21 protein-coding genes and 2 pseudogenes are annotated in these 23,486 nt (G+C 52.8%); 13 read left to right on the top strand and 10 right to left on the bottom strand.

Annotation, left to right across the window (positions count from 1 at the left end; genetic code table 11):
* Positions 1-271 precede the first annotated feature (271 nt).
* The 5 genes from J2Z18_RS05505 to J2Z18_RS05485 all read left to right on the top strand — a co-directional run bounded on the left by J2Z18_RS05505 (position 272) and on the right by J2Z18_RS05485 (position 7,408).
* Positions 272-1,258, top strand: coding sequence for a 2-keto-3-deoxygluconate permease (locus J2Z18_RS05505; protein ID WP_040740343.1), 987 nt, complete (start codon positions 272-274; stop codon positions 1,256-1,258).
* Positions 1,259-1,271: 13 nt separating this feature from the next.
* The gene (locus tag J2Z18_RS05500) at positions 1,272-2,573 is read left to right on the top strand and encodes a four-carbon acid sugar kinase family protein (protein ID WP_276824934.1); all 1,302 of its coding nucleotides are present in this window, start codon (positions 1,272-1,274) and stop codon (positions 2,571-2,573) included.
* Positions 2,570-3,574, top strand: coding sequence for a 4-hydroxythreonine-4-phosphate dehydrogenase PdxA (gene pdxA, locus J2Z18_RS05495; protein WP_210094337.1), 1,005 nt, complete (start codon positions 2,570-2,572; stop codon positions 3,572-3,574). Before J2Z18_RS05500 ends, pdxA begins: the two co-directional genes overlap by 4 nt.
* A 627-nt stretch (positions 3,575-4,201) precedes the next feature.
* Positions 4,202-5,842: a methionine--tRNA ligase gene (gene metG / locus J2Z18_RS05490; RefSeq protein ID WP_210094361.1), complete on the top strand. Its 1,641-nt coding sequence runs from the start codon at positions 4,202-4,204 to the stop codon at positions 5,840-5,842.
* A 387-nt stretch (positions 5,843-6,229) separates the two neighbouring features.
* A complete protein-coding gene (locus tag J2Z18_RS05485) occupies positions 6,230-7,408 on the top strand; it encodes an MFS transporter (RefSeq protein ID WP_210094336.1) in 1,179 nt (392 codons plus the stop codon).
* A 221-nt stretch (positions 7,409-7,629) separates the two neighbouring features.
* Here the strand turns inward: J2Z18_RS05485 and J2Z18_RS05480 are convergent, their stop codons facing one another.
* On the bottom strand, positions 7,630-8,475 hold the full coding sequence (locus J2Z18_RS05480) for an alpha/beta fold hydrolase (RefSeq protein WP_210094335.1): 846 nt from the start codon (positions 8,473-8,475) through the stop codon (positions 7,630-7,632).
* 306 nt (positions 8,476-8,781) lie between these two features.
* Between J2Z18_RS05480 and J2Z18_RS05475 the strand changes: the two genes are divergently transcribed.
* On the top strand, positions 8,782-9,696 hold the full coding sequence (locus tag J2Z18_RS05475) for a GNAT family N-acetyltransferase (protein WP_245255852.1): 915 nt from the start codon (positions 8,782-8,784) through the stop codon (positions 9,694-9,696).
* Positions 9,697-9,753: 57 nt separating this feature from the next.
* Here the strand turns inward: J2Z18_RS05475 and J2Z18_RS05470 are convergent, their stop codons facing one another.
* The 3 genes from J2Z18_RS05470 to J2Z18_RS05460 form a co-directional block, all read right to left on the bottom strand.
* The gene (locus J2Z18_RS05470) at positions 9,754-10,011 is read right to left on the bottom strand and encodes a hypothetical protein (RefSeq protein WP_210094334.1); all 258 of its coding nucleotides are present in this window, start codon (positions 10,009-10,011) and stop codon (positions 9,754-9,756) included.
* Positions 10,012-10,037: 26 nt separating this feature from the next.
* A complete protein-coding gene (locus J2Z18_RS05465; protein WP_144870738.1) occupies positions 10,038-11,099 on the bottom strand; it encodes a hypothetical protein in 1,062 nt (353 codons plus the stop codon).
* A 238-nt stretch (positions 11,100-11,337) separates the two neighbouring features.
* Complete coding sequence (locus J2Z18_RS05460; protein WP_144870736.1) at positions 11,338-12,102, bottom strand: DeoR/GlpR family DNA-binding transcription regulator; 765 nt, start codon at positions 12,100-12,102, stop codon at positions 11,338-11,340.
* A gap of 252 nt (positions 12,103-12,354) precedes the next feature.
* Between J2Z18_RS05460 and J2Z18_RS05455 the strand changes: the two are divergent.
* The 3 genes and pseudogenes from J2Z18_RS05455 to phnX form a co-directional block, all read left to right on the top strand.
* Positions 12,355-12,879, top strand: a pseudogene (locus tag J2Z18_RS05455) (ABC transporter ATP-binding protein); the annotation flags it as partial.
* Positions 12,878-13,810: pseudogene (gene phnW, locus J2Z18_RS05450) on the top strand (2-aminoethylphosphonate--pyruvate transaminase); the annotation flags it as partial. The pseudogenes J2Z18_RS05455 and phnW, both read left to right, overlap by 2 nt.
* Positions 13,807-14,628: a phosphonoacetaldehyde hydrolase gene (gene phnX / locus J2Z18_RS05445; RefSeq protein WP_210094332.1), complete on the top strand. Its 822-nt coding sequence runs from the start codon at positions 13,807-13,809 to the stop codon at positions 14,626-14,628. The pseudogene phnW and the gene phnX, both read left to right, overlap by 4 nt.
* Before the next feature lie 63 nt (positions 14,629-14,691).
* Here the strand turns inward: phnX and J2Z18_RS05440 are convergent, their stop codons facing one another.
* Both J2Z18_RS05440 and J2Z18_RS05435 read right to left on the bottom strand, forming a co-directional pair.
* Positions 14,692-15,654, bottom strand: a complete 963-nt coding sequence (locus J2Z18_RS05440; RefSeq protein ID WP_210094331.1) for an alpha/beta hydrolase — start codon at positions 15,652-15,654, stop codon at positions 14,692-14,694.
* A gap of 305 nt (positions 15,655-15,959) precedes the next feature.
* The gene (locus J2Z18_RS05435; RefSeq protein WP_245255850.1) at positions 15,960-16,682 is read right to left on the bottom strand and encodes a kanamycin nucleotidyltransferase C-terminal domain-containing protein; all 723 of its coding nucleotides are present in this window, start codon (positions 16,680-16,682) and stop codon (positions 15,960-15,962) included.
* Between the two features lie 285 nt (positions 16,683-16,967).
* On the opposite strand from J2Z18_RS05435, the gene J2Z18_RS05430 reads away from it, so the two are divergent.
* The 3 genes from J2Z18_RS05430 to J2Z18_RS05420 all read left to right on the top strand — a co-directional run bounded on the left by J2Z18_RS05430 (position 16,968) and on the right by J2Z18_RS05420 (position 19,000).
* Positions 16,968-17,684, top strand: coding sequence for a class I SAM-dependent methyltransferase (locus J2Z18_RS05430; protein ID WP_210094329.1), 717 nt, complete (start codon positions 16,968-16,970; stop codon positions 17,682-17,684).
* 104 nt (positions 17,685-17,788) lie between these two features.
* On the top strand, positions 17,789-18,226 hold the full coding sequence (locus J2Z18_RS05425) for a hypothetical protein (RefSeq protein ID WP_276824936.1): 438 nt from the start codon (positions 17,789-17,791) through the stop codon (positions 18,224-18,226).
* A gap of 129 nt (positions 18,227-18,355) precedes the next feature.
* Positions 18,356-19,000 (top strand): hypothetical protein, encoded by a 645-nt coding sequence (locus J2Z18_RS05420; protein WP_007132921.1) that lies wholly within the window; start codon positions 18,356-18,358, stop codon positions 18,998-19,000.
* A gap of 211 nt (positions 19,001-19,211) precedes the next feature.
* Here the strand turns inward: J2Z18_RS05420 and J2Z18_RS05415 are convergent, their stop codons facing one another.
* The gene (locus tag J2Z18_RS05415; protein WP_210094327.1) at positions 19,212-19,790 is read right to left on the bottom strand and encodes an LOG family protein; all 579 of its coding nucleotides are present in this window, start codon (positions 19,788-19,790) and stop codon (positions 19,212-19,214) included.
* Positions 19,791-20,097: 307 nt separating this feature from the next.
* Between J2Z18_RS05415 and J2Z18_RS05410 the strand changes: the two genes are divergently transcribed.
* On the top strand, positions 20,098-20,409 hold the full coding sequence (locus tag J2Z18_RS05410; protein WP_245255874.1) for a MazG nucleotide pyrophosphohydrolase domain-containing protein: 312 nt from the start codon (positions 20,098-20,100) through the stop codon (positions 20,407-20,409).
* A 150-nt stretch (positions 20,410-20,559) separates the two neighbouring features.
* Here the strand turns inward: J2Z18_RS05410 and J2Z18_RS05405 are convergent, their stop codons facing one another.
* The 3 genes from J2Z18_RS05405 to fadR all read right to left on the bottom strand — a co-directional run bounded on the left by J2Z18_RS05405 (position 20,560) and on the right by fadR (position 23,243).
* Positions 20,560-21,537 carry an electron transfer flavoprotein subunit alpha/FixB family protein gene (locus J2Z18_RS05405; RefSeq protein WP_210094326.1) on the bottom strand — a complete coding sequence of 326 codons (978 nt, stop codon included), beginning with the start codon at positions 21,535-21,537 and terminating at the stop codon, positions 20,560-20,562.
* Between the two features lie 288 nt (positions 21,538-21,825).
* Positions 21,826-22,593, bottom strand: coding sequence for an electron transfer flavoprotein subunit beta/FixA family protein (locus J2Z18_RS05400; RefSeq protein ID WP_007132917.1), 768 nt, complete (start codon positions 22,591-22,593; stop codon positions 21,826-21,828).
* A gap of 59 nt (positions 22,594-22,652) precedes the next feature.
* Positions 22,653-23,243, bottom strand: coding sequence for a fatty acid metabolism transcriptional regulator FadR (fadR, locus tag J2Z18_RS05395; RefSeq protein WP_007132916.1), 591 nt, complete (start codon positions 23,241-23,243; stop codon positions 22,653-22,655).
* Positions 23,244-23,486: the final 243 nt, after the last annotated feature.

Below are 23,486 nucleotides of genomic sequence, written 5' to 3'. Positions count from 1 at the left end.
TGCATTTCATAAAGCGGGCGAGGGATCGGTTGAGGCGGAGTGGTCAGACTAAGGGAAGGCTCAGGGTCTGGTTCCCAAGCGGCAATGTATCTTTAGTGTGGCATCTTGGAGAAGGAAATATGGCCCTTTCGATAGAATGTTTAAAATTGCAACAATTTTTGAACAATGTGTTGCAAATTTTAAAGTAAGCATTTACAATAATCCCTGCAAGCGATTTCAATCATGAATCACTGTTTAATATTGAAACAATTATTGAAGGGGTGCTACAATAATGAAGATCAAAGCAGCTTTAGATCGAATTCCCGGAGGCATGATGGTAGTTCCGCTGCTTATTGCAGCAGTTATCAATACCTTCGCTCCGGATTTGCTTCGCATCGGTAATTTTACTGAGGCCTTGTTCGTAAACGGTTCAAGCACATTGATCGCGCTGTTCCTGCTCTGTACGGGGGCGCAGATCAACGTCAAATCGTTCGGCGTATCGGTCGGTAAAGGCGCGACGCTGCTCGTAACCAAGTGGGTAGTAGGGGCGGCATTCGGCTTGATCGCTTATGCGTTTGCCGGCGAGAACGGATTGTGGCTCGGCCTGGCGCCGATTGCGGTCATCGCGGCGATGACCAATAGTAACGGGGGCTTGTTCGTGGCGTTGGTCGGCCAGTATGGCAGCAAAGAGGACCGCGCGGCCTATTCTTTGCTGGCATTGAATGACGGTCCGTTCCTGACCATGGTGGCCTTGTCGATCTTCGGTGCGATGGGATTCGTCGACGGCATGTTCTCGTTCGTCTCGTTCATCTCGGTGCTGCTGCCGATTCTCGTCGGTATGGTGCTGGGCAACCTGGACGAAGACATGCGCAAGTTTCTGGATAAAGGAAGCTCTATGCTGATTCCGTTCTTTGCATTCTCGCTCGGTATGGGCATCGATTTCGGCGCGATCGTGGAAGGCGGACTGTCCGGCATCATTCTTGGACTCTTGACGGTGTTTGTTACAGGTACTGCAGGTTACTTTGTATTTAAAGCGATGAAATGGAATCCGATTGTCGGAGCGGCTGAAGGCTCGACTGCAGGCAACGCGGTGGCGACGCCTGCTGCCATTGCTGCCGCCAATGCATCCTTCGCGGCCTTTACCGATATTGCAACCGTGCAGGTGGCGGCCTCTGTAGTAACGACGGCCATCCTGCTTCCGATCTATGTCGGCTTCCTGGTCAAACGGATGGAGAAGAAGGGATATTCATTTGAGCGGGAAGCGGAAACCGAAGTTTAAAGGTGTGATAAATGTGATCAATCAAATGGGAATTATCGCTGACGATCTGACGGGGGCGAACGATTCAGGCGTACAATTGGCGAAGAAAGGCCTCTCCTCGACCGTTATACTCGACTATCGTCAGAGCGGTGACGCTGCGCCTGCCGATGTGCTGATCGTGGATACAGACAGCCGGGCGAAGCAAGGTGCCGAAGCTTATGAAGCGGCATATGGAGCGGCCCATTATTTGAAACGGCATGGTTACGGGCATATTTATAAAAAGGTGGACTCGACGCTTCGGGGCAACATGGCGGAGGAGCTGAGGGCGGTGGAGCAGGTGTTCCGCCCGGATCTGATGTTGATTGCTCCGGCTTTTCCCAAGATGAACCGGGTAACCGTCGGCGGGCATCACTATGTGAACGGCTCGCTCATCACGGATACGGAATTTGCCAAGGACCCTAAGACGCCTGTTACGGAAAGCTTTATTCCTGGGCTTCTCCAGGCAGGGGCCGGCCGTGAGGTAGGGCTGATCGATACGAGCCTGCTGCGGGGGCCCGCGGATGAGCTTGCGGCATATGTGAACCAAGCGATATCGCATGGGCAGACCTGGCTGGTCTGCGACAGTGAGTCCGAGCAGGATCTTCGGACCATCGCCGCCTTCTTCTCGAGCTGGGATCGATCGATCGTCTGGGCCGGTTCGGCCGGGCTGATCGAATACCTGCCAGAGGCTTTGGCTTTGAAGCCGTCAGGTAGCGGGGAGGAGGCTGAGGCGCTGGCGGGCAAAACGCTGGTTGTCTCCGGCAGCTTGTCCAGAACCACGCGGCAGCAGCTGACAAAGGTCGGCGAGATGGCGGAGGCCTGCATGCTGGAAGTGGATCCGGTCGACTTGGTCCGAGGCGATACAGATGCCGATCGTTACGTTCGAGCATTGGAAAAGAGCTCGGACAAGCCTTATGCTGTATTGTATGTGGACGGTTCCGAGCATAATCGCATCGCTGCGAAAGCAGCGGGAGATCAGCTTGGGCTGTCCTTGACGGAAGTAAGCGAAGCGATCTCTCGGGGACTCGGGCATATTACACGGGAGATTTTGCAGGCATTTGAGGATATTGAGGGGCTGGTGCTGACGGGCGGAGATACGGCGAAGGCGGTCTGCCAGGAGCTGGGGATCGGCGAAATGCAGCTCCATTCGGAGGCGGAGCCCGGACTGCCGTTCGGTAAGCTCCAAGGCAAGGGTCGCAGTTATTGGGCGATTACGAAAGCCGGAGGCTTTGGCCGTGACGAGTCGCTCGTTGATGCGTTGCAGTATATGACCACAAAGAAAAGGGTGAGAGTATGAGTGAGCGCAAACCGATAATCGGCATCACGATGGGCGATGCCGCTGGCGTCGGACCGGAGATTATTCTGAAGAGCCTCAAGCAAGGGGAGATGTATGAGATCAGCAGACCGTTCGTCATCGGGGACCGTAAGATCCTGGAGCGCGCGAAGACGTTCGTAAACAGCGATTTGGCCATCGAGAGCATTGCTGCGGACGAGCTGGAGCAGGCCGATTACCGTCTGGGCACGGTATACGTGCTGGATCTGGACTTGCTGCCGGGCGATCTGCCGGTCGGTCAAGTGTCGGCCGAGGCTGGACATGCCGCGTTTAAATATTTGGAAAGAGCCATTGAGCTGGCGAAGGAAAATCGCATTCAAGCAATTTGCACGGCTCCGCTGAATAAGGAGGCTCTTCACAAGGGCGGGCACAAATATCCGGGTCATACGGAGATTTTGGCAGACTTGACGGGAACGCAGGACTTCTCCATGATGCTGTCCGCGCCGAACCTGAAGGTCATCCATGTGACGACCCATGTCGGACTGATCGATGCCGTGAAGATGATCACGCCGGAGCGGGTATATCATGTGATCAAGCTGGCGCATGAGACGCTGCGGAAGGCGGGGATCGATGCGCCGAAGATTGCCGTGTGCGGGATTAACCCTCATGCCGGGGAGAACGGCCTCTTCGGGTACGGGGAAGAAGAGGAGAAAGTCATTCCGGCTGTTGAGAAAGCTCAGGCGGAAGGCATTGAGGTTGTGGGACCGCTCCCGGCGGATACGCTCTTCTTCCGGACGGTTCGCGGCGACTTCGATATCGTCGTGGCCATGTATCACGATCAGGGACACGGACCAGTCAAAGTGCTGGGCCTGGATGCGGGCGTCAACATTACGGTCGGGCTGCCGATCATCCGCACAAGTGTTGACCACGGCACGGCATTCGATATTGCCGGAACGGGCATCGCGGATGAGAAGAGCTTGATGGAAGCGATCCGCCAAGGGGCCGAGCTGGCGCCGAAGGCTTAACCGATCAGACTGTGAGTATCAACCAATATGCAGTCCTTTCTTGCCGGATGGCAGAAGGGGCTGTTTTTTTCATGAAGAGAGCGATGGCTGACCATTGGATGGGCAGGACTGCTTGAATCGTATTTCGATCCCGATGGATCTAGGCTTTATGCAGCTGTAAATCATATGGAGAAGCGACACTCGCTTTACAAAAATCTTTGGCGCTTATGTGAGATTAGATGCTAAGCGGCTTTGCATTTTTTCTTACGTAACAGGTCGCCCCTTGACTTCGGGAGTTATGATCAGGTATGATTTCCAATAACTTGAATATGCCAATGACAAGCGATGATGAGAAGAGTACCTAGGTAAGGTCCTTGACCAGAGAGCCCCGGCAGGTGAGAAGGGGTAAGGAATGAGCCTAAGGGAATATGGCCTCTGAGCTGCGCACCGAAGCTGATCCAAGCCGTAGGCTGCGCCGGAACCTGCACCCGTTACTGTGCTAGGGTATACGTGCATGGAATGCGCCGTACCCGAAGAGGTGAATGCTGTGAGGCATTCGTGAAATTGGGTGGTACCACGTGAGCACAAGCTCTCGTCCCTTTGGGATGAGGGCTTTTTTTGTTTGTGAAAAAAAGGAGGGATTATATGATGACCAACATTTTTATCGGGGGCGCGTGGCCTTACGCGAATGGATCGCTCCATTTGGGGAGGCTGGCGAGTCTGCTCCCTGGCGATGTATTGGCTCGTTATTTTCGGGCTAAAGGCGAGCGGGTGCTGTATGTATCCGGCAGCGATTGCCACGGAACGCCGGTGGAGGTTCAGGCCACTGCCGAGGGGATTGCTCCGCGGGATATTGCGGACCGGTACCATCAAGAATTTTCGGAATGCTTCCGGCGGCTTGGGTTTACCTACGATCTGTACACCCGTACAGACCAACCCTTCCATCACCGTATTGTACAGGAGCTGTTTTTAAAGCTTCAGGAGAACGGGCATTTATACCGGAAAACGATCCGGCAAGCGTATTGCGAGACCGACCACCGGTTTTTGCCGGACCGTTATGTGGAAGGGGACTGCCCGATATGCGGAAGCCGGGCTCGCGGCGACCAATGTGACGTATGCTCCGCTATTTTGGACCCTTCGGACCTGACGAACGTAGCCTGCAAAATTTGCGGCAACCCTCCGGTAGAACGCCCCACGGAGCATTTTTATGTACCGTTGTCCAAGTTTCAGGAAGATCTCGCGCAATACGTGAAGGAAGCTGAGGGCTGGCGGGAGAATGCGGTGCTGCAGAGCCGGCGATATCTGGAGGAGGGCTTGCGGGACCGGGCGGCTACAAGGGATTTGGACTGGGGGATCGACGTCCCGGTTCCGGGGCTTGAAGGGAAGAAAATCTATGTCTGGATCGAGGCGGTTAGCGGATATTTATCGGCAAGCAGGCAATGGGCCGCGGAAACGGGCGGAGATTGGGAGTCCTTTTGGCAGGAAGATGGCGACATTACCACCTACTACGTTCACGGTAAGGATAATATTCCGTTCCATACGTTGATTTGGCCGGCGATTCTTAAAGGGGTAGGCGGACTGCATCTGCCGGATCGGATCTTGTCCTGCGAATATATGACCTTGGAAGGGAGAAAATTTTCGACAAGCCGAAACTGGGCGATCTGGGTGCCGGACCTTCTTAGCCGCTATCAGCCGGATTCGATCCGCTACTTCCTGATCGCCAACGGACCTGAGCATCGGGATACGGATTTCTCTTGGCTCGATTTTATTAACAGGCATAATGGTGAGCTGCTCGGGGCTTTCGGGAATTTGGTGAATCGGACGCTGGTTTTTATCGAAAAATCGTTTGGCGGCAAGATTCCTGAAGGGAATTTAGAAGAGGATTGGCGGAGGATCATCGAGCAATCGTATGTCGATACCGGAACGCTCATCGAACAAGGTCGTTTGAAGGAAGCCTTAGCCTCCGTCTTTCGGATCGTGCGCCAGGCTAACAAATTTTATGATGAGCGGAAGCCATGGCTTCAAATCAAGAATGACCCGGAGGCTTGCGGTCACACACTGCATACCTGTGTGCAAATCATCGCTAACCTTGCGAATCTTCTGCAGCCTTTTATTCCGTTCGCCTGTGATCGGATACGGGACTTTCTTGCGTTGGATGAGCCGGGCTGGTCTCGGTGCCATGTACCCGTAAATCGGACGGTATGCCAGTTGGCGAAGCTGTTTGAGCGCATTGATCCGAGCCGGATCGAGGAGGAGATGAGCCGCTTGGGTGGGGCTGATCTGCAATGACCCTTTTTAGGGATAAGGGGTCTTGGTTGCTGTATGATGTTGATCGGGTCGGCTGCGTCCAAAAGCCGGAAATCCGGGCCAAGAACATCCGGTAGTTTACCGAAATGTTGAAGAAGGAGAGAGCTACCCAAGCGGGTCGGTCGATGACTGCCCGCAAGAGTCAGCGCCCGGAAAGAAGGATTCCCGGGGACGGACAATATCCGTTATAATAGCGTTAACGAAAGAGGCAAGCGAGCATAATATAAGCAAGTTTATCAAGCGAAGAGGAGGCCGCTGAATGAATCAAGCCCGACCGCCCTGCTAATCCCTCGCCGTACTTCGTGCACGAGGTCCCCCCTCTGTATCCGGATTTGAAATAAGACAGTCCGATAAGAGAGGGAGCCGATAATGAACCATTCGATAAATATAAATGTGTGGAAGCTGCTGGCGATCCGCTTCTTCTACAGTCTCATTCCCGCGTACGTCATCGAACGATTGTACTGGGAAGATCGAGGCATGACGATTCCGATGGTCGTGTATGCGGAGATTATTTATGCCGTTACAATCGTGCTGCTGGAAGTGCCTAGCGGCATGATGGCCGACCGCTGGGGGCGGAAGACCATGATGCTGGTCTCCGCGCTCATGGGCTGCGCGGAGTTTCTGCTGCTCCTGTTCGCCGAGGCATTTTGGCATTTTGCGCTCGTTGTCGTTGTGGCGGCAATTGGCGGCGCGGCCAGCAGCGGGGCCGAGCAGGCGCTGCTGTATGAGTCGCTGCGAGAACGAGGGCGGGAGCGCTCCTTCGAGAAGTGGCTCGGCCGCTTGAACGCGGTGGATATAGCATCAACGGTGCTGGCGGCGCTGTGCGGCAGTCTGCTGGCAAGCCGTCTGCCTTACGAATTCAACTACGCGCTGTCGCTAATCAGCATGCTGGTCTGCCTCGGCTTGACCTTGACGCTGACGGAAGCGGGGTCGTCCGGGGACGGGGAGGAAAGTCCGATTCCAATCCGCGTGTACCTTACCGCATCATGGAGACTGTTCAGGGAGAACCGGGGGCTGCTATTGGTAATGCTGTCCGGCATGGTCACAGGGGCAGCCGTCAATTTCATCGATGAGTTCTGGCAGACATATTTAGAGCGTGTGGAGATTCCCGTGCTGTATTTCGGCCTGTTCTCCGCAGGCATCTTTCTGCTCAGGCTTCCGGGAAACTTACTGGCATTCGCGCTGAAGGAGCGGTTCAGCTACAGGCTGCTCTTAACCCTGGTTACCGGCGTGCTGGCAGCCTGCTTCTTCTGGCTTGCCGCCATGCGGGATAGCCGCTCGATAGCGGCATTGTTTGTCATATCCCTGTTCGCCGGGCTCGTCGAGCCATTGGCCGCAGGATATCTCCAACACCGGGCAGACTCCCGGATGCGGGCGACGACGGGGTCATTCCAGTCGTTGGGGGAGAAGGCGGTACTAATTGCAATCGGCTTAGGCTTCGGATACTTCTCGTCGAAATTCGATGTGTTCGGCGGATATGGCTTCATTGCCGTCATCTGCGCCTTGTATGCGTTGTATTTTCTAACCGCTTCGCGAAAAGCCGTTTAAACAACGCCCGAGCGTTGAAAAAGCGTGCTGAGCCCTCTAGTGTACTGAACTCGGAGCTTAGGCTCGCTATTGAAGAAACCCATGCATCAGCTGAACCTTTGATTAAAATATAGCAGGGCACCCTATCGATCATTTGACCGCGGGGTGCCCTGCTGTTTTAAAATTTACCCCAGCGAAGGAGGCTTCGGACAGCACAGGCCTTCTTCATTCAATACATCCGTTCACTCGCGGATCCAATCGGAAAGCGCCGAGACGAATGCTTCAGGCTCCTCCAGCATCGGATTATGGCCGCTGGCTTCAAATACAACCTTGTGCACATGTCCATACCGTTCATCTACGGGATCCCACAGCGATACCGGACCGACAAGGTAGTCATACCGTCCGAGCCCGAGGAACACGGGGGGACGCAGCTCCGCCAGCAGCGGAATCAGATTGTGCTCAGCGAAGGATCTGCCCCATAAATCATCGATGACGGGCATATTGGTGTAGACTCCGTCCCACATTGGCGAGGCGTCAAAGGTATAATCATGAAAGCTATGCGCGCCCATGCGGATACACATATGCACAAACCGTCTCTCAGGCTCCTTTGCAAGATCTTCCTCAAGAAGGGCAATGTCCTGTTCGAATTGGCGCTTGCGCTCCGGACTGGCGGTATCCTGGAAGAAGGCCAGGCTCTGCTGCTGCCGCTGCGGACTGTTGGTCGGCGCGGTGTTCAGCAGAACAAGCTTGCGGACAGCTTCAGGATAACGGCGGGCGTAGGCCGCTGCCATGAACGCATGCCCGGAATGGCCCATGAGCACAAGATCCTTCAAGCCAAGTGCTTGTCTCGCGGCCTCGATATCCTCCACGATGCGATCCAGCGTATAATCTTCCGGCTGAAGAGGCCGCGGCGGCTTCACAAACCCCCTGTGGTCAAGGGCAATCAATTGGAATGCTGTATAAAAATGCTCCGAAAACAAGCGCGGGTAATACACACTGCTTCCTACGGCAAGAATGGGTTGACCTTGCCCGCGGACCGTATAGTTCAATGCAAATTCACCGCTCATGATCGTGCCGTTTCTGTTCATGTTCATCGTCCTCTTTTCGTTTATATTCGATAAGCATCAACTCCTTTCGCGAAATATTCCATCACATTCTCCATCGAACGCTCCAGCATTTCAAGCTCACCTCGATTACATCATGGTTCTTTGATGCCAGTATACCGGAAACCCGGAAATGGTGGGTATAGGTTTTTTAGCTGATTGCAACGAGACCATAGGCTTAAAACGAAGGAGTCCAGCATTTGGAAAGCCTTGTTTGACTTTAGCCATTTTTTATATAGGTTCAGGCCGCAGGACCATCGTAGAATGAAGGCAAAAGGGGGGAAGCGAAGCTTGAATATACGAATCACACGAAACTTCCGGCAGGACGACATGCCTTTGCTCGGAGCGTTATACGAGGCCGTGCGCCAAGGGGACGGACTGTTCTGGTGGGTGGGCGATGAAGACAACTGGACGAACGTCTTCTGCGCATTTGAAGAGGGGAAGATGGTTGCCAAAGGCCAGGTGGCTGTCATCAATGTGCTTCCGGAGGATTGCCCGGAAAACTGCAAGCACCATATTTACGTAAATTTGAAAACCATCCCCGAACGGGAGAGGGATGCTGAGCTGCTGGAGGAATTGTACCAACGTCTCTACGCCCGGGCGCTCGAGCTGAACGAGACGCTGCCCAGTCATCACGGCACTTATTTGTGTGTCGGTAATTTTGCCCATGAGGAGAGGAATACGGCTTTTTTCACAGAGGAAAAAGGATTTAGGCCGCTGGAGAACCTGTACTCCATGGTCCGCTCCTTGAACGAGCCGATCCCTTCATTTGCGATTGATGAGAACTTTAGCTGTCAGTTATGGGACATGCAGACCGAGCGGGAGGAAGCGAGGTATCTGAAGCTGGAGGCCGAGGTATGGCCGGATGCACCGCTTGGTTTGAACCGGCTTCGGGAGTACAAGGCGAAACCGAATTGGACGGCGATCATCGTCGCTGAGGGAGAGCAGATTGCAGCCAGTGTCATGGCATGGCGGGAGGAGGAAGGCGAGGGCGTCATTGAGGACGTGTTCGTCCGCGAGCCTTGGCGCCGGCAAGGGCTTGCAAAATACTTGTTAAGCCGGGCGATGGATTATTTGCGGGAACACGGCTCGGAAACGGCGGAGCTGGTAGTGAAAGCGGCGAATGCCTCGGCCTTGTCGCTCTATCAATCGGTCGGATTCGCCCAAGCCGGGGAAGAGCATCGATTCTATCTGCCGATCCCGTGAGGAAGGGCATGGCAAAAAGGAGAAACGCTGCCGTTTCGGCTGCGATTCTCCTTAATTTTATGATTCCCGTCGAAAAACGGCCGCGATGCTAAGAACGAAGCCGAAGATCATGAGAAACGCTCCGAGCAGCACAATGCTGTCGGCCCCCATCTGCGTGATATGGTACAGCAGGAATAGTCCGATCCCGAACAATGTGCTCTGGATGCCGAGCAATAACAGATGCAGCGGTTTTCGTCTGAAGACGACCGTCAGCGCATATACGGCCACCAACGACACGAGCAGCGACGGAATCGCGGCGCCGATTAAAGTAAACAACTTTCTCCCCCTTGTTAGATATGACGTTAAGCCGGAGCAGGGCTGTCTCCATCTTTCACATCCGGGTTAGCAGCAAGAATATCCTCCGTAACCTTCCACAGCTTCGGCAAGTATTGCAAGGCTAAATCCGCTCGGCTCAACAGGTCATCCCTGCCGGTGATGCCGAGGTCGGCAAGGAGCGAATCAAAGGCCGGCTGGTACTCCTGCTGCAGCTCGGGTGATGCATCGGCAGCCAGGATAGCATGGCAGCGGGCGTACGTGGCGACCATCCAGAAGACGGCCTCCCGGTGGTTCCCCTGGGCGATCAGCTCCCGGCTGCCGTCGATGGCAATCGGCCTGGCCTCCGGCGTAATATCGCTGCTGAAGAAGAAGGGCGTCTTGGCAACAGCGCTGGCTGCATCAAAGGTGCGGGCAAGACCTTCAAGATGACCTAAAGCTTGATTCTGTGTCATCAGCTGACAGCCCAGCAGCTCCAGCAGCTCGCTGTACACCTCATCGTAACCATATGCTCTCAGCACATCGCGGGCCGCCAAATACCTGAGCCGAACAGTTGGATTACGAAGGTCGGCAACCAGCAGCAAATGCGTCGTAATCCCGGTGGGAAACAGCCAGGAAGTTACCTGCTGGTGCCAAGGTGCGTCCTTCTGGATGGAGCGAAGACCTGTTATGATGCGCTCCCGGACGCCTTCGCAGCGGCGCATGACCCAGGCCCGGTCAGCGAATTGACGGGCAACGGCAGCCTGCAGCTTGCGAAGCTGTCCGGATGGATCGGCAATCAGTGTGTCCACGCGAAAGCTGCCGGCCAAATGATGAGAGGATAGCACCTGCTCGGGCGAAGCAAGGTCTTGCCACGACAAATAAGTGACCTCAATCAAGGCGTCCTGGTAACGAAACTTTCCAGGCTTCATCGGAGGCTCTGCGCGATCGGTAACGACCACAACGTCGATATCGGAGGATGGCGCGATCTCGGCATCGTCCGGCTTTCCTACGGTGGAGCCGCTGAAGTAGGCACCCATAAATCCGGGCTCGCCGCCGGCATGCTGCAGCACCCAATCGGCCGCGGCCGCCCGAGCTGATCCAACGTTCATAACCCGATTTCCTCCCCTATCTGCATAGTGTTGTATTCACTTAGAAAAAACATCCTGATCTTCTTACCATTATATTGACTTCCATTTGGTAGTACAACTACAGTACCATTGATCGATCAATCACTTATTTTGCTCCAGCACCGACGATTCTGCTCCATGCCCCTGCCGTACTAAAAAAGGACATTTCCTCCGGATGGATCCCTCAAGATCCCGAAGTAGAAATGTCCTTTTGCTATGATTACATCTCAGCGATAACAAGCTCGGTGCCCGTCTTCTTGAACTTCGGAATAAAGCTTCGATTCACGTTGGAATCGGTCACGATACAATCGATTTTGTCGAGCGAAGCAATCGACACGGTCACGTCCTTGCCGAATTTGGTGCTGTCGGCCATCACGTAGACCTCCTTGGACAGCTCGATCATCTTTTTGCGGGTAATGGCTTCCTCCAGATTGTAATCGGAGATGCCCCGCTCGATCGTAATGCCGCTGCAGCATATGAAGGCTTTCTGCACATTCAGCTCGTGAAAATTAAAGATATACTCATACGCAACGACCGACTGCTCCTCCCGCCGTATTTTTCCTCCAATCATAATCAGCTCCACGTCGCTGTCCATCAGCTCCATCGCAACCGGAAGCGAATTCGTTACGACCGTCAGCTTCTTCCGGTGTTTCACGTACTTGGCGATCTGGTAGGTCGTCGAGCCGCTGTCGATATAGATGCAGTCGCCTTCTGCGACAAATTCGCTGCATTTGCGGGCGATCCGGTCCTTCTCTTCCAGATGGCTAACCATGCGCTCATCCATGGAGGATTCGCCGAACCGGGACTCCGCAAGCTTCACGCCGCCGTATATTTTCTCGATCCGCCCTTGGTCGGTCAGAATATTCAGGTCCCGGCGCAGCGTATCTACAGAAATCTTCAGCTCATCGGTCAACTCCGTGATCTTCATGACTTTTCGAATTGTCAGCAGTTCAATGATTTTCTGTTGCCTCTCCAGCGGAAACATGCCCTCACCCATCCCATCAGCATTAGCCGAAGCCTCGTTTTTTCATGTCCAGTTTACCGATTTTCTCCTGCTTATTCAATAGAGCATCCCATATTATTCATAAGTTAGGCATCCATTAAGGATCAATATGACCATAACATGGTATAGATTTAGTAATAATTTATGCATAATTTACGTGGATTTAACAGTTGGCATGATTCCTGTTTACATAGGATTTCTATACTGGGGGTGTGTTTAAGGGAGGTGACCGGTTTGCTGAAACTCCAACATGTAAGCAAACATTTCGACAATAAAGCGGTTTTGGACGATATCAGCGTGGAGATCGGCACGGGAGAGATCGTCTCCCTGCTCGGTCCGAGCGGAAGCGGGAAGACGACGCTGCTGAATATGATCCTCGGTCTGACGAAAGTCGACCAGGGCAAGATTTTATTCCACGATCAGGACCTGAGCCGCGTGCCGATGAAGAAGCGGGGATTCAACATTGTTTTTCAAGATTATGCGTTGTTTCCGAATCTGAATGCCTACGAGAACATCGTCTATGGCTTGCGCAATAAGAAGGGGGCCGCCAGCCCGCAGGAGGTTCATGAGTATATTGATTTTCTCGAACTCCAGCCGCATTTGAAGAAGCGGATCGGCGAGCTGTCCGGCGGGCAGAAGCAGAGGGTGGCACTCGCAAGAACGCTGGTGACGAAGCCGAAGATTCTTTTGCTGGATGAGCCGCTCAGCGCCTTGGACGGCGTCATTAAGGAGTCGATCAAGCAGCGGATCAAATCGATATACGGCCGTGCTGATGCAGGGCAGCGGCACGTTTGCGGTCGAATCGGTCATGACCTCCGCCATTTCCGATAAGGATAAAGTGCTGATCGTGTCCAACGGCGCATACGGTGAACGAATTATCCAAATGGCCGAGTACATTGGACTCCAGTACGCCGCTTACAGAACCGGTTATGATGTGCACCCGAAGGAGGAGGAGCTTCGCACTATCCTGAATGAGGATCAGCGCATCACCCATATCGCGATGGTGCATTGCGAGACGACAACCGGGATTCTTAATCCGCTGGACATGATCTCGGGGCTGTCCCGGGAATACGGAAAAACCCTGATCATCGATGCGATGAGCAGCTTTGGCGGCATCGAGATCGACGTGGCAGGGCTTGGCATCGACTATTTGATCAGCAGTGCGAACAAGTGCATCCAGGGCGTTCCGGGCTTCGGGTTTGTCATTGCGAACATCGAGCGGCTGGCGGCTTGCCAAGGCATTGCGCGCAGCTTGTCCCTGGATCTGTATGATCAGTGGAGGGGAATGGACAAGGACGGCAAATGGCGTTATACGTCGCCCACCCATGTCGTAGCCGCTTTTTCCAAGGCGCTGGATGAACTCATGGAGGAAGGCGGAGTATCTGCAAGATTCGAGCGCTACCGGAACAATAACCGGCTGCTGCGAGAGCGAATGGCGAGAATCGGAATCCGCGCTTATATCGCCAAGCCTGTTCAATCTCCCATTATTACTACATTTGTTTTTCCAAGCGACCGGTTCAGCTTCGAGCAATTTTACGCGTACATCAAGGACAGGGGCTATGTCATCTACCCGGGCAAGCTGACGGAGGTGGACACGTTCCGCATCGGGAACATCGGAGAGATCTATGAGCAGGATATCGTGCGGTTATGCGAAATTATCGAAGAATATATGGGAGTGATGGCACAATGAACAAGATCGAAGGCGTAATTCTCGACTGGGCCGGGACGGCTGTGGACTTCGGCTGCTTCGCACCGGTGAATGTGTTCGTGGATATATTCCGGAATGCAGGCATCGATGTAACGATGGAGGAAGCCAGAGCGCCGATGGGCATGCTGAAAATCGATCACATCCGCGCAATGCTGTCTATGCCGCGTGTGTCGGGACTGTGGGAGGAGAAGTACGGAAGGGCCTTCAATGAAGAAGATGTGGAGCGGCTGTACGGCGAATTCGAGCCTGCGCTCATGGCATCGTTGTCCACATACACAGACCCTATTCCTGGAGTTATCGAGACGGTGAAAGAGCTTCGCGGCCGGGGGCTGAGGATTGGCTCTACAACCGGCTATACGGCCGGGATGATGGAGGTGGTCGTATCGTATGCCGAGCGCAAGGGGTATCGCCCCGATGTGTTCTTTACGCCGGATGATACGCATTCATGTGGACGCCCCTATCCGTATATGATCTACCGGAACATGGAGCATCTGAAGCTGTCGGCTGCCTGGAAGGTCGTGAAGGTCGGGGATACCGCGTCTGATATTAAAGAAGGTGTAAATGCCGGGGTGTGGTCGGTAGGCGTTGCTGTGGGCAGCTCGGAAATGGGACTGTCCCCTGAGGAATTCGAATCCTTGTCCGAATCGGAGCGGGCGGAAGCCATCATGAGCACACGGCAGACGTTTATTCGGCACGGGGCGGATTTTACGATCGATACGATGCGCGATCTTCCGGCATTGATCGAGCGGATCGACGGTTTGCTGAGCGAGGGGAAAAGACCGGGTCATCATTATGAATAGCATGATACGAGAAGAAACCGCGCCTTGGGCGCGGCTTCTTGCTGCTTGGTTAAACTAGGATTTTTAGCGTACCATGGCCGCTCTTTTATTCTCCTCACGGACATACGCCCCGATAAACTCCGTCACTTCCCCGTCATAGCCTTCGGGATCGAACTGACGAGCCAGGCCATGGCCGGCACCGGGAACGACAAACAGTCGTTTTTCCGCAGGCCCGTTCTCGTACAGCCTGTAGACCATTTCTGTCGGGACAAACAAATCGCCGCCGCCGTGGATGAACAGAATGGGGGTTTTGGATTTCTTCACCTGCTCCAAAGCCGAAGCCTCTTTGAACGAATAGCCTGCGCGCAGCTTAGTGAGCAGACTTGTGGATGGAAGGATCGGGAACGAGGGGAGCTTATACATGCGCTTCAGCTGATACGCCAGCTCATCCGCCACCGAGGTATACCCGCAATCCGCTACGATGGCCTTCACCTGGGGAGGCAGCTCCTCGCCGCTGGCCATCATGACGGTTGCGGCGCCCATGGATACGCCGTGCAGGACGAGCTGCGCTTCTTCTCCCGTATGTTCAACGATCATATGAATCCACTTCACCACATCCTTGCGCTCCGGCCATCCGAAGCCGATATAATCACCTTCGCTCAAGCCATGGCCCCGGGCATCAGGCAGAAGGACATTAAAGCCTAAATCCTCATAGTACATGTGAGCGAAGCTGCTCATTTGCTCGGAGCGTCCGGCATAGCCGTGCGCAAGGAGAACCGTTTGGTTAGTGGCCTTTTTTGCCGGCAAATAATAGGCATGAAGCTTCAGGCCATCGTCCGCGATAAGACTCCAATTCTCGAAGCTTTGCGCGCTCCACCAGTCTTTGCTGTCCGCAAAAGGGTTCTCGACATCCGCATTGGCTGCCAGGTCCGGATTCTCTGCTAGAAATTCCTTATCTGCGCGGGCGATGGCGACGTGATAAAAATAAAAGCTGACTGCGACCATCACGATTATAAAAAGCACTAGTGCCGTAATTGCTGCTAACATGACGACAATCCTTTGTTCAATATGATTGATTACCTCTCTATGGTCATTGTGGTGTACGTCGCGCTGAGCTGCCGTACATCGAACGAGCGGTGATTCTGGGAAGAGAGTATGCTGCTTCCTATCATAGCTTATAATCGTATTCCTTTAAAAGAACAACTTACCAAAGTAACAAGCTGCCCCCCAAGTACAAAAACTTGAGGGGCAGCTGTTTTTTTAGCCTATGCTTTTTTGCACCGTACGCATAGAGAGCAATGCGCACGGTGTACAAATAGCTGCCTGTGAGAAATTCATGCTTGGAGCGATTATCAAAAAGGAAGCTTGTCCAACTTATACTCGATGCCCATCTCCGCATACCATTCGTTTAGTCCGGTCCACAAATGCTCGCAGCGCTCATATATAAGCTCCGAATCATGAAGCTGTCCCCGTGTCACCAATTCGATAAGCTCATCATAGCCCGATGGGCGAGATGGCATTTGAAGCGATTCCTCATAGGTTCTGGCTCGGGTAGTATAGAATGTTTTGTTGGCGAGTCCGATCAGCTTTGCGCTCTGCCACGCCAGATCCTTGGCACCGAGGGGCAGGTAGCCGTAATTGCCTGCCTGTTTATTGTTGCGGATTTTGCCCATCGTTTCGTAAGGCTCCCAAATCATAAATTCTCTCATTACGTCCCGAATTGCTTCGTCGGAAATTTGCATCGGCCGTGTGCGAATCTCATCGAGCAGCCGGTCCGGATCATAGATTGCTTGCAAATGAGCATATGCGCCTGCCTTAATGGCCCAGGAATCGTCAACGGTCGCAGCGGAGCGCATGGCTTCGTGTTTTTGCTTCATTCCGATTTCGATTTTGAATGGAGGATAGATAAATTCATGCCCGGGAAGAGAGATGCCATCCTTCGTAATCACCCGAAGCTCGATATCGGAGTAGGGCCCGTCGATCCCTTGGGCAAGCGAGCCGTACAGGCCGATCGCCAGAATGGCATCGCCGTGAAGCTGAAGCAGCCGATCCTTGATTTGGGCAACCAATTTCATTTTTTCCTCTCTTGTCGTGGGAGCAGGGTAAGGCAGCATACGTGTGATCCTCCTTATATGGCTTTTTTCAAATTAAATACGTACATAAAAAGAGTATAGCTTAAACAGGGGAGGGCCGAAAACGAATGGAGAAGGGATGATAGAGAAGAGGCAAGTACACGGGCACCTGCACGGATCGGAAAATGACTATTATCCATGCATTCCATCATATGGTAATATAGGTTTGCGGAGATGGCGCTTGGATGGCCGGAATCCGCACCAAGATCATAGCTGAGGTGAGATGAGATGAGAAGAGACGAGAAGAGGCAAGGGAAGACGAAGCTGGAATTGAACCGGGTGGTGTTTATCGGCCGGACCTATGAGGAGTACATGCAGATGTTTGATCTGCAGGCAGGGGAGCTGGCAGGCAAGAAAATATTAGATTGCCCCGCCGGAGCGTGCTCTTTTACGGCGCATGCCGCAGCGGCCGGATTGGATGTCACCGCAAGCGACATCGCTTACGATCATCGGATCGATGATCTGGAGCGGAAGGGCTTGGAGGATACCGCGCACGCAATGGAATCCATGGAGCAGACGAAGCGAAACTTTGTATGGGACTTTTACGGGGATGTTGCGGGCGTCAGCCGTCATCGCCATCAAGCCCTCCAGGACTGTGTTTCGGATATGAGAGCACATCCGGAGCGGTATGTGGCTGCAGTGCTGCCGGAGCTGCCATTTTGCGAAGAACAGTTCGATCTGGTGTTATCCGCTCATTTTCTGTTTATGTACAGCGACCGTTTGGACTATGACTTTCACCGAAACACGATTCGAGAGCTGCTTCGGGTTGCTTCGGAGGAAGTACGTATTTTTCCGCTAGCCGATTTGTCGGGGAACCGATATGAGTATCTGGAGCGACTGATTCAAGATCTGGAAGCTGAAGGTCTCGAAGTGACTGAGAAACAGGTGTCCTATGAATTTATGATCAATGGCAACTCCATGCTGCAGATTCGAAAAACAAGATGAAGAAACTAGGGGGCCGATCAACATTCGGCTCCCTTTCTTTGTGGTGATCTTATAAGCGTGGGAGTAAGATTTTCGTATAACTGTGAGGTGAATGGTTCTTGAAAGTGATCAAATGGATGACTGCTGCTGTACTTCTTTGCTGCACCTTTGTTTTAGGATCGTGTTCTCCACAGCAGGCGGAGAATCCTCTACCTGAAGATCAAGAAGAACAGCATGGACAGCTGCCCCAAGCCAAAATTACAAATGTATCTACAACCCTGGAGGAACAGGACAACTGGTTCATTGTTCCGGAAAACACGAAAACCGTGACATTTAAGGTGGAAGCGGAGCATACGAATACGGTTCTGTTCTGGATTGCTCCTACCGGCACCGAGACGGGGAAGGAACGTAAAATAATAGGTTATGATGCCGATGGTTCCGATGGCTGGTCTTTGGAATGGAAGGTAGGGGATCAACCGCTGCATGATCATATATCGATTGAAGCATTGGGCGTTGATGGCCGCACAATGGATAGTTATACGCTAAATATACATTCTGATTGAGGGAGCTGCCGGAAGTTCCTGGGGATATATATTTGTTAAAAATTGGATTAATACAAATACGCAACATTTAATAGTGGATTTCGTTCTCGACTACGTAAATATCTTTTACAAATACTAAGGGGGAATCACGTGAAAAAAGCTATTTATATCATTGCCTCTTTGGCAATCGTCTCATCGATCGGATTTGGAATGATACAAACTGGTGGAGATACCAGTCAGGTTGCAGGCACAAAACAACTGAAGGAAGGCACCTATCAAATAGCTACGACCCACGCTAAAATACCTTTCTTTGAAGAGTTTAGCACTTTAGAGAACTACTCGGAAATAATCGTAATTGGACATGCAGTAGGGCAACAAGGCACCTATCAAGTTAAAACAGATACTGGAGCGATAATTGACAAGCTTGATAAAACGCCTTTTCAGATTGACAAAGTTTTTAAGGGTAACATCTTTAAACAATCTACAATCACCGTAATGGAGGATGGGCGTATTGAAGATGGTGTATACCACAACCTGGAAGGATACGTCAAAATGAACGATTCCAATCAATATTTACTGTTTTTGCGCAAAACCGGTGATAACACATATGCTGTTAATGGATCTTACCAGGGCAAATTTAATGTTGATAAACCGGGTAAAGTTTCGAACTTCACGAGTAATTCAATTTCTCCACAACAATTAGGAGATGTTGAATACCTTGGTGAAAATACGGAGCATTACAACAAACTGAAAGATAAAGCCATTAGTAAATACACAATCAAGGCAGCCGACTAAGCGAAAATCCCACGGAGTAAATCCGCGGGATTTTTTTATTTGGGGGCTCGTCTTATTGGCCGCTATTTGGCTTTCTATGGGCTTAGCTGATCTAAGACAGCAACCGGGAACAGCCTTCAAAAGGATAGGGTGTAAACACTTGATCGTGAATGGTGTCAAATTAAGGCAACCTTGAGTCAGCCTCTTATGTAACAACGGGCCTCTCGTTGACTTAATCAAGATCCTTCCACTTCATATCCAGCGTAGGCGGCGTATAGCTCTCCATCAGCTCCAGAAGCTTGATCGGATCGTCAGAAATATTGATCAGATTCAAATGGGACGAATTCGCAAAGCCCGCGGAAATGCTGGATTGGACCAGACTCATCAGCGGATCGTAGTAATTCCGGATATTCAGCAGCCCGATCGGCTTCTGGTGAATCCCGATTTGAGACCAGCACAACACCTCGAACAATTCCTCAAAGGTTCCGAAGCCCCCAGGCAAAGCGATAAAGCCATCGGCATATTTCCCCATCGTTGCCTTACGCTCATGCATATCCGCAACTTCAATCAGCTGAGTTAGTCCGGTATGTACAATTTCGCCCTTAAATAACCCCCGGGGCATGACCCCAATGACCTCGCCGCCAAGCTCAAGCACCGTATTGGCCACCTCGCCCATCAATCCGACACGCGAACCGCCGTATACCAGCCGGTATTGTTTTCGGGCAATCAGTTCGCCGAGCGCTGCCGCTTGGGTCTTATAATCCGGATGCTCACCCATGTTCGAGCCTGCAAATACGCATATTGATTTCAATTCAGCCACTCCTAACCAGATGTTGATAATCATTCCGAGTAATTATACTATATATAGTGATTGGTGTCATGGAACGAAAAAACATGTCTTCGTGTTCCTTAAGTTAGAGCATGTTTATATCGTACTCGCCTTATGTTAAACCGCATGTTAGAAGATTCCCCTTATATGTAAAAATTTATGAATAAGCCGACAACACTCGCGGTTTCAACCATGAAATGAATCGGCTTTGGGCAAGGCGTATCTTTTTAGCGGCTCAAGACACGACATAGGGTACAGCCCAGAACTCGGAGGTATTTGGACAGTGAACATGAATGAAGCGCAGCAATGGATCAAGCAATTTTACGGAGGGCGGGGCTGGACGGACTACGGTCCTTTTATCCGCATCGGTTTTCTGATGGAGGAGGCGGGGGAGGCCGCCAGGGCAGTACGCGCTTATGAAATCGGGAGAGACCGACCGGACGAGGAAGTATCGTCCCGAGAGCGGCTGAAGCAGGATTTGGTGGAGGAAATCGGCGACGTTCTTGGCAATATATCATTGCTGGCCGATCTCTATGATATATCGCTGGAGGAGGCATTTCGGGCACATCAGCAGAAGCTGCTGAAACGGTTCAGCTCCTGAGTGCAGTGACGGATTGACATAGAACATTAATGTATGAAAAAAAGAAAGGTCGAGTCCTGTCATCCGATATGCCGGATGGGAACTCGACCTTCTTTGAGCTGGAGAAGCCGGGTAGGCTTTATGAGCACAGGCCGCTACTGCTTTGGCCGGTTAAGACACCAGCACCTTGCGAAATTCCTGGGTGAGCAGCGGCACGATGTCGAACAGGTCGCCGACGATGCCGTAATCGGCTACCTTGAAGATCGGCGCTTCCGGGTCCTTGTTGATCGCGATAATGACCCGCGATTGGCTCATGCCCGCCAGGTGCTGAATGGCGCCGCTGATGCCGCAAGCGATATAGATCTCCGGCGTAACCACCTTGCCGGTCTGCCCGATCTGGAGCGCATAATCGCAGTATCCGGCATCGCATGCGCCCCGGGAAGCGCCGACAGCGCCGCCGAGCAGCTCGGCCAGCTCCTCGAGCGGCTTGAAGCCCTCCGCGCTCTTTACGCCGCGCCCGCCGGAGACGACGATTTTGGCCTCGGAGAGGTCGATTTTTCCCGTTGTTTTGCGGACGACATCCTTGATGACGGAGCGGAGGGAAGGCGCGGGAAAGGCGACATCCTCGATGCTCGTGTCCACACCCTCAACAGCTTCGGCTGCCGGGATGTTGTTGGGCCGCACGGTCACCACCCATGGTCCGTTTACGAACACCCGCTTCTCGAATGCTTTGCCGGCATAGAGCGGACGGGTGAATACCGCTTCGCCGCTGTTATTCTCAATCGCGGTTACGTCGGAGATTTGACCGGCATCCATGGAAGCCGCCACCAGCGGAGCGAGATCGCGTCCGATCGCCGTATGTCCGAATAGAACCGCATCCGGCTTCGCAACGCCTAGCACCGCTTCGATCGCCGCCATGTAAGCGTCGGGATTATAGTGCTCTAGGTCGTCATGCTCAACGGTATAGATGATTTCGCCGCCGTAAGGCTTAAGAGCGGATACGGCCTCCGTAATGTTCGAGCCAGCCACGAGAATGCGGATGCTGTCCCCGTCACCTGCGATCAGACGGGCTGCCCCCAGCGTTTCCAGGGCGACCTGACGCAGCTTCCCGTCGCGGGTTTCCGCGTATACCAGTATCGTTTTGCTCATAACATAACCTCCTTAGGTCCCTATCGAGATGGATGAAGAGATGATAAATCAATAAGTTAAGAGCCAATCAAACAATCGCGGTTCAAGCTTAGATTAATCAGAGGGCTGTAATTCGCCCACCCGAACCTAGGGCCCGGCCATCGAAATGCGTGCATGACGGACATCCCATGAACCATACAATCAGAATACGTAGTGAAAGGGGAAGTGCTCGATCAGCCCCTGTGTAACCGCATTCAACGAATCGTATAAAAGTAAGGAGCGAAGAATCTCCCCGTATTCCGTAAAAAACTAGATCACCTTGGATTCGGTTCGCAGCAGCGTAACAAGCTCATGCGCCACCTCGGCAGGCTCACCCTTCAGAATGCGTCCGGCGCTGCGCTCCGGCGGCAAGGACAGATCGCTTTGCTTCGTCGCCGGGCGGATATCGTCCTCGGAGAGACCGAGATCATCCAGCGACAGCGTTTGAAACGGCTTCTTCTTCGCCTTCATAATGCCCGGCAGCGACGGGTAACGCGGCTCGTTCAAGCCCTGCTGGGCGGTGAAAATCGCTGGCAGCTGAACCTCCAGCACTTCGAGATCGCCCTCGGCGTCCCGGTGCACTTCAGCCTTATTGCCGCTGATCGTAAGCTTGGTAATCGATCCGGCATGGGCTATGCCGAGCAATCCCGCAAGGCGTATCGCGACTTGGCCCGAACCCCGGTCGACCGAGAAGTTGCCGCCTAGAATCAGATCCGGCGTTTCTTTAGCCAAATACGCATGGAGCACTTTCGATACGGCATATTCGTCATCCGGAATCCGTTCATCCGAGATAAGCACCGCATCGTCCGCACCCATCGCAAGCGCGGTCCGCAAAGCCTCCGACGTGCGGTCCGGACCGACCGAGAGAAGCGTGACGCTGCCGCCATGCTCGTCGCGGAGCTTTACGGCTTCCTCCACAGCATATTCGTCATACGGATTAATCACGAATTTGACGCCATCCTCGGCAATCGACCCGTTCTCAATCTCAATCTTCTCCTCGGTGTCAAATGTTTGCTTCAGCAATACTACAATCTTCATCGGCCTCAGCTCTCCTTTCGAATGGTTGCCTTCATAAAATATGATGAGCGGGACTTGTTTTATTGCCCGCTGGACACACCGTTCAGAAAAAATCCAAGCGTCTCCTCCACCTGATCGGACAGGGAATACTTGCGGCCCGAGATGAGCCAGGAGGTTACCGCTTCGTCCATCGCTCCGAATATCAGGCTGCGCACAAGCTTAACGTTAAGATCGGGGCGGAACTTCTTCTCTTGGATACCCTGCTCCAGGATATTCTCGATCAATACGATATAGGGCTTAAGCGCATTGCCGATTTCCTTGCGAAGCTCGAGATCGCTCTGCCGGAGCTCAATCTGCGTGACATAAGCCAGTTCCGGATTGCTCTCCAGCTCGGAAAAATGAATGCTGCATACGGTCCGCAGGGCTTCCACCGCGTCTGTCGTTCCTTTCACGCTTTCGTGGAATTTTCCGACGAGCTCGCCGAGCTTCTCCTGGAACAGACGGATCAAGATATCCTCCTTTCGCTTGAAGTATAGATAGATGGTACCGTCGGCTACGCCGGCTGCCTTGGCGATCTTGGACACCTGGGAGCGGTGGTAGCCGTTCTCGGCGAATACTTTCAGGGCGCCTTGAAGGATCAGATGGTACTTCTCATTTTTTTTACTTGTCATATGCTCACCCCGATGTTAGAATACAGTTAAAATTATGAATGAATACTCATTCAGTTCTTGTATCCATCATAAAATACGTTCATGTCATTGTCAACGACCGGTTGATGAGGCCGGGAAATTTATGAAGCGGGCGTATTCGGACCACAAATTATAGACGTTCATATCACTAGGGCAACAGACGGCAGTTTAACCGTAAGAGCGAAATGCAGCTTTAAGGATCGGCAAAGCCATTACCGGTTTAAA

The organism is Paenibacillus lactis (assembly GCF_017873605.1).
Classification (GTDB): domain Bacteria; phylum Bacillota; class Bacilli; order Paenibacillales; family Paenibacillaceae; genus Paenibacillus_AQ; species Paenibacillus_AQ lactis.
The sequence above is the reverse complement of the archived record's forward strand: the minus strand, read 5'-3'. Positions and strand labels throughout refer to the sequence as shown.

Bases quoted from the DNA above. Each gene is read 5' to 3' on its own strand.
- J2Z18_RS05505 (WP_040740343.1), top strand. From the start codon at position 272: ATGAAGATCAAAGCAGCTTTAGATCGAATTCCCGGAGGCATGATGGTA.
- pdxA (WP_210094337.1), top strand. From the start codon at position 2,570: ATGAGTGAGCGCAAACCGATAATCGGCATCACGATGGGCGATGCCGCT.
- metG (WP_210094361.1), top strand. From the start codon at position 4,202: ATGACCAACATTTTTATCGGGGGCGCGTGGCCTTACGCGAATGGATCG.
- J2Z18_RS05485 (WP_210094336.1), top strand. From the start codon at position 6,230: ATGAACCATTCGATAAATATAAATGTGTGGAAGCTGCTGGCGATCCGC.
- J2Z18_RS05480 (WP_210094335.1), bottom strand. From the start codon at position 8,475: ATGAACAGAAACGGCACGATCATGAGCGGTGAATTTGCATTGAACTAT.
- J2Z18_RS05465 (WP_144870738.1), bottom strand. From the start codon at position 11,099: ATGAACGTTGGATCAGCTCGGGCGGCCGCGGCCGATTGGGTGCTGCAG.
- J2Z18_RS05460 (WP_144870736.1), bottom strand. From the start codon at position 12,102: ATGTTTCCGCTGGAGAGGCAACAGAAAATCATTGAACTGCTGACAATT.
- phnX (WP_210094332.1), top strand. From the start codon at position 13,807: ATGAACAAGATCGAAGGCGTAATTCTCGACTGGGCCGGGACGGCTGTG.
- J2Z18_RS05440 (WP_210094331.1), bottom strand. From the start codon at position 15,654: ATGTTAGCAGCAATTACGGCACTAGTGCTTTTTATAATCGTGATGGTC.
- J2Z18_RS05435 (WP_245255850.1), bottom strand. From the start codon at position 16,682: ATGAAATTGGTTGCCCAAATCAAGGATCGGCTGCTTCAGCTTCACGGC.
- J2Z18_RS05430 (WP_210094329.1), top strand. From the start codon at position 16,968: ATGAGAAGAGACGAGAAGAGGCAAGGGAAGACGAAGCTGGAATTGAAC.
- J2Z18_RS05410 (WP_245255874.1), top strand. From the start codon at position 20,098: ATGAATGAAGCGCAGCAATGGATCAAGCAATTTTACGGAGGGCGGGGC.
- J2Z18_RS05405 (WP_210094326.1), bottom strand. From the start codon at position 21,537: ATGAGCAAAACGATACTGGTATACGCGGAAACCCGCGACGGGAAGCTG.
- J2Z18_RS05400 (WP_007132917.1), bottom strand. From the start codon at position 22,593: ATGAAGATTGTAGTATTGCTGAAGCAAACATTTGACACCGAGGAGAAG.
- fadR (WP_007132916.1), bottom strand. From the start codon at position 23,243: ATGACAAGTAAAAAAAATGAGAAGTACCATCTGATCCTTCAAGGCGCC.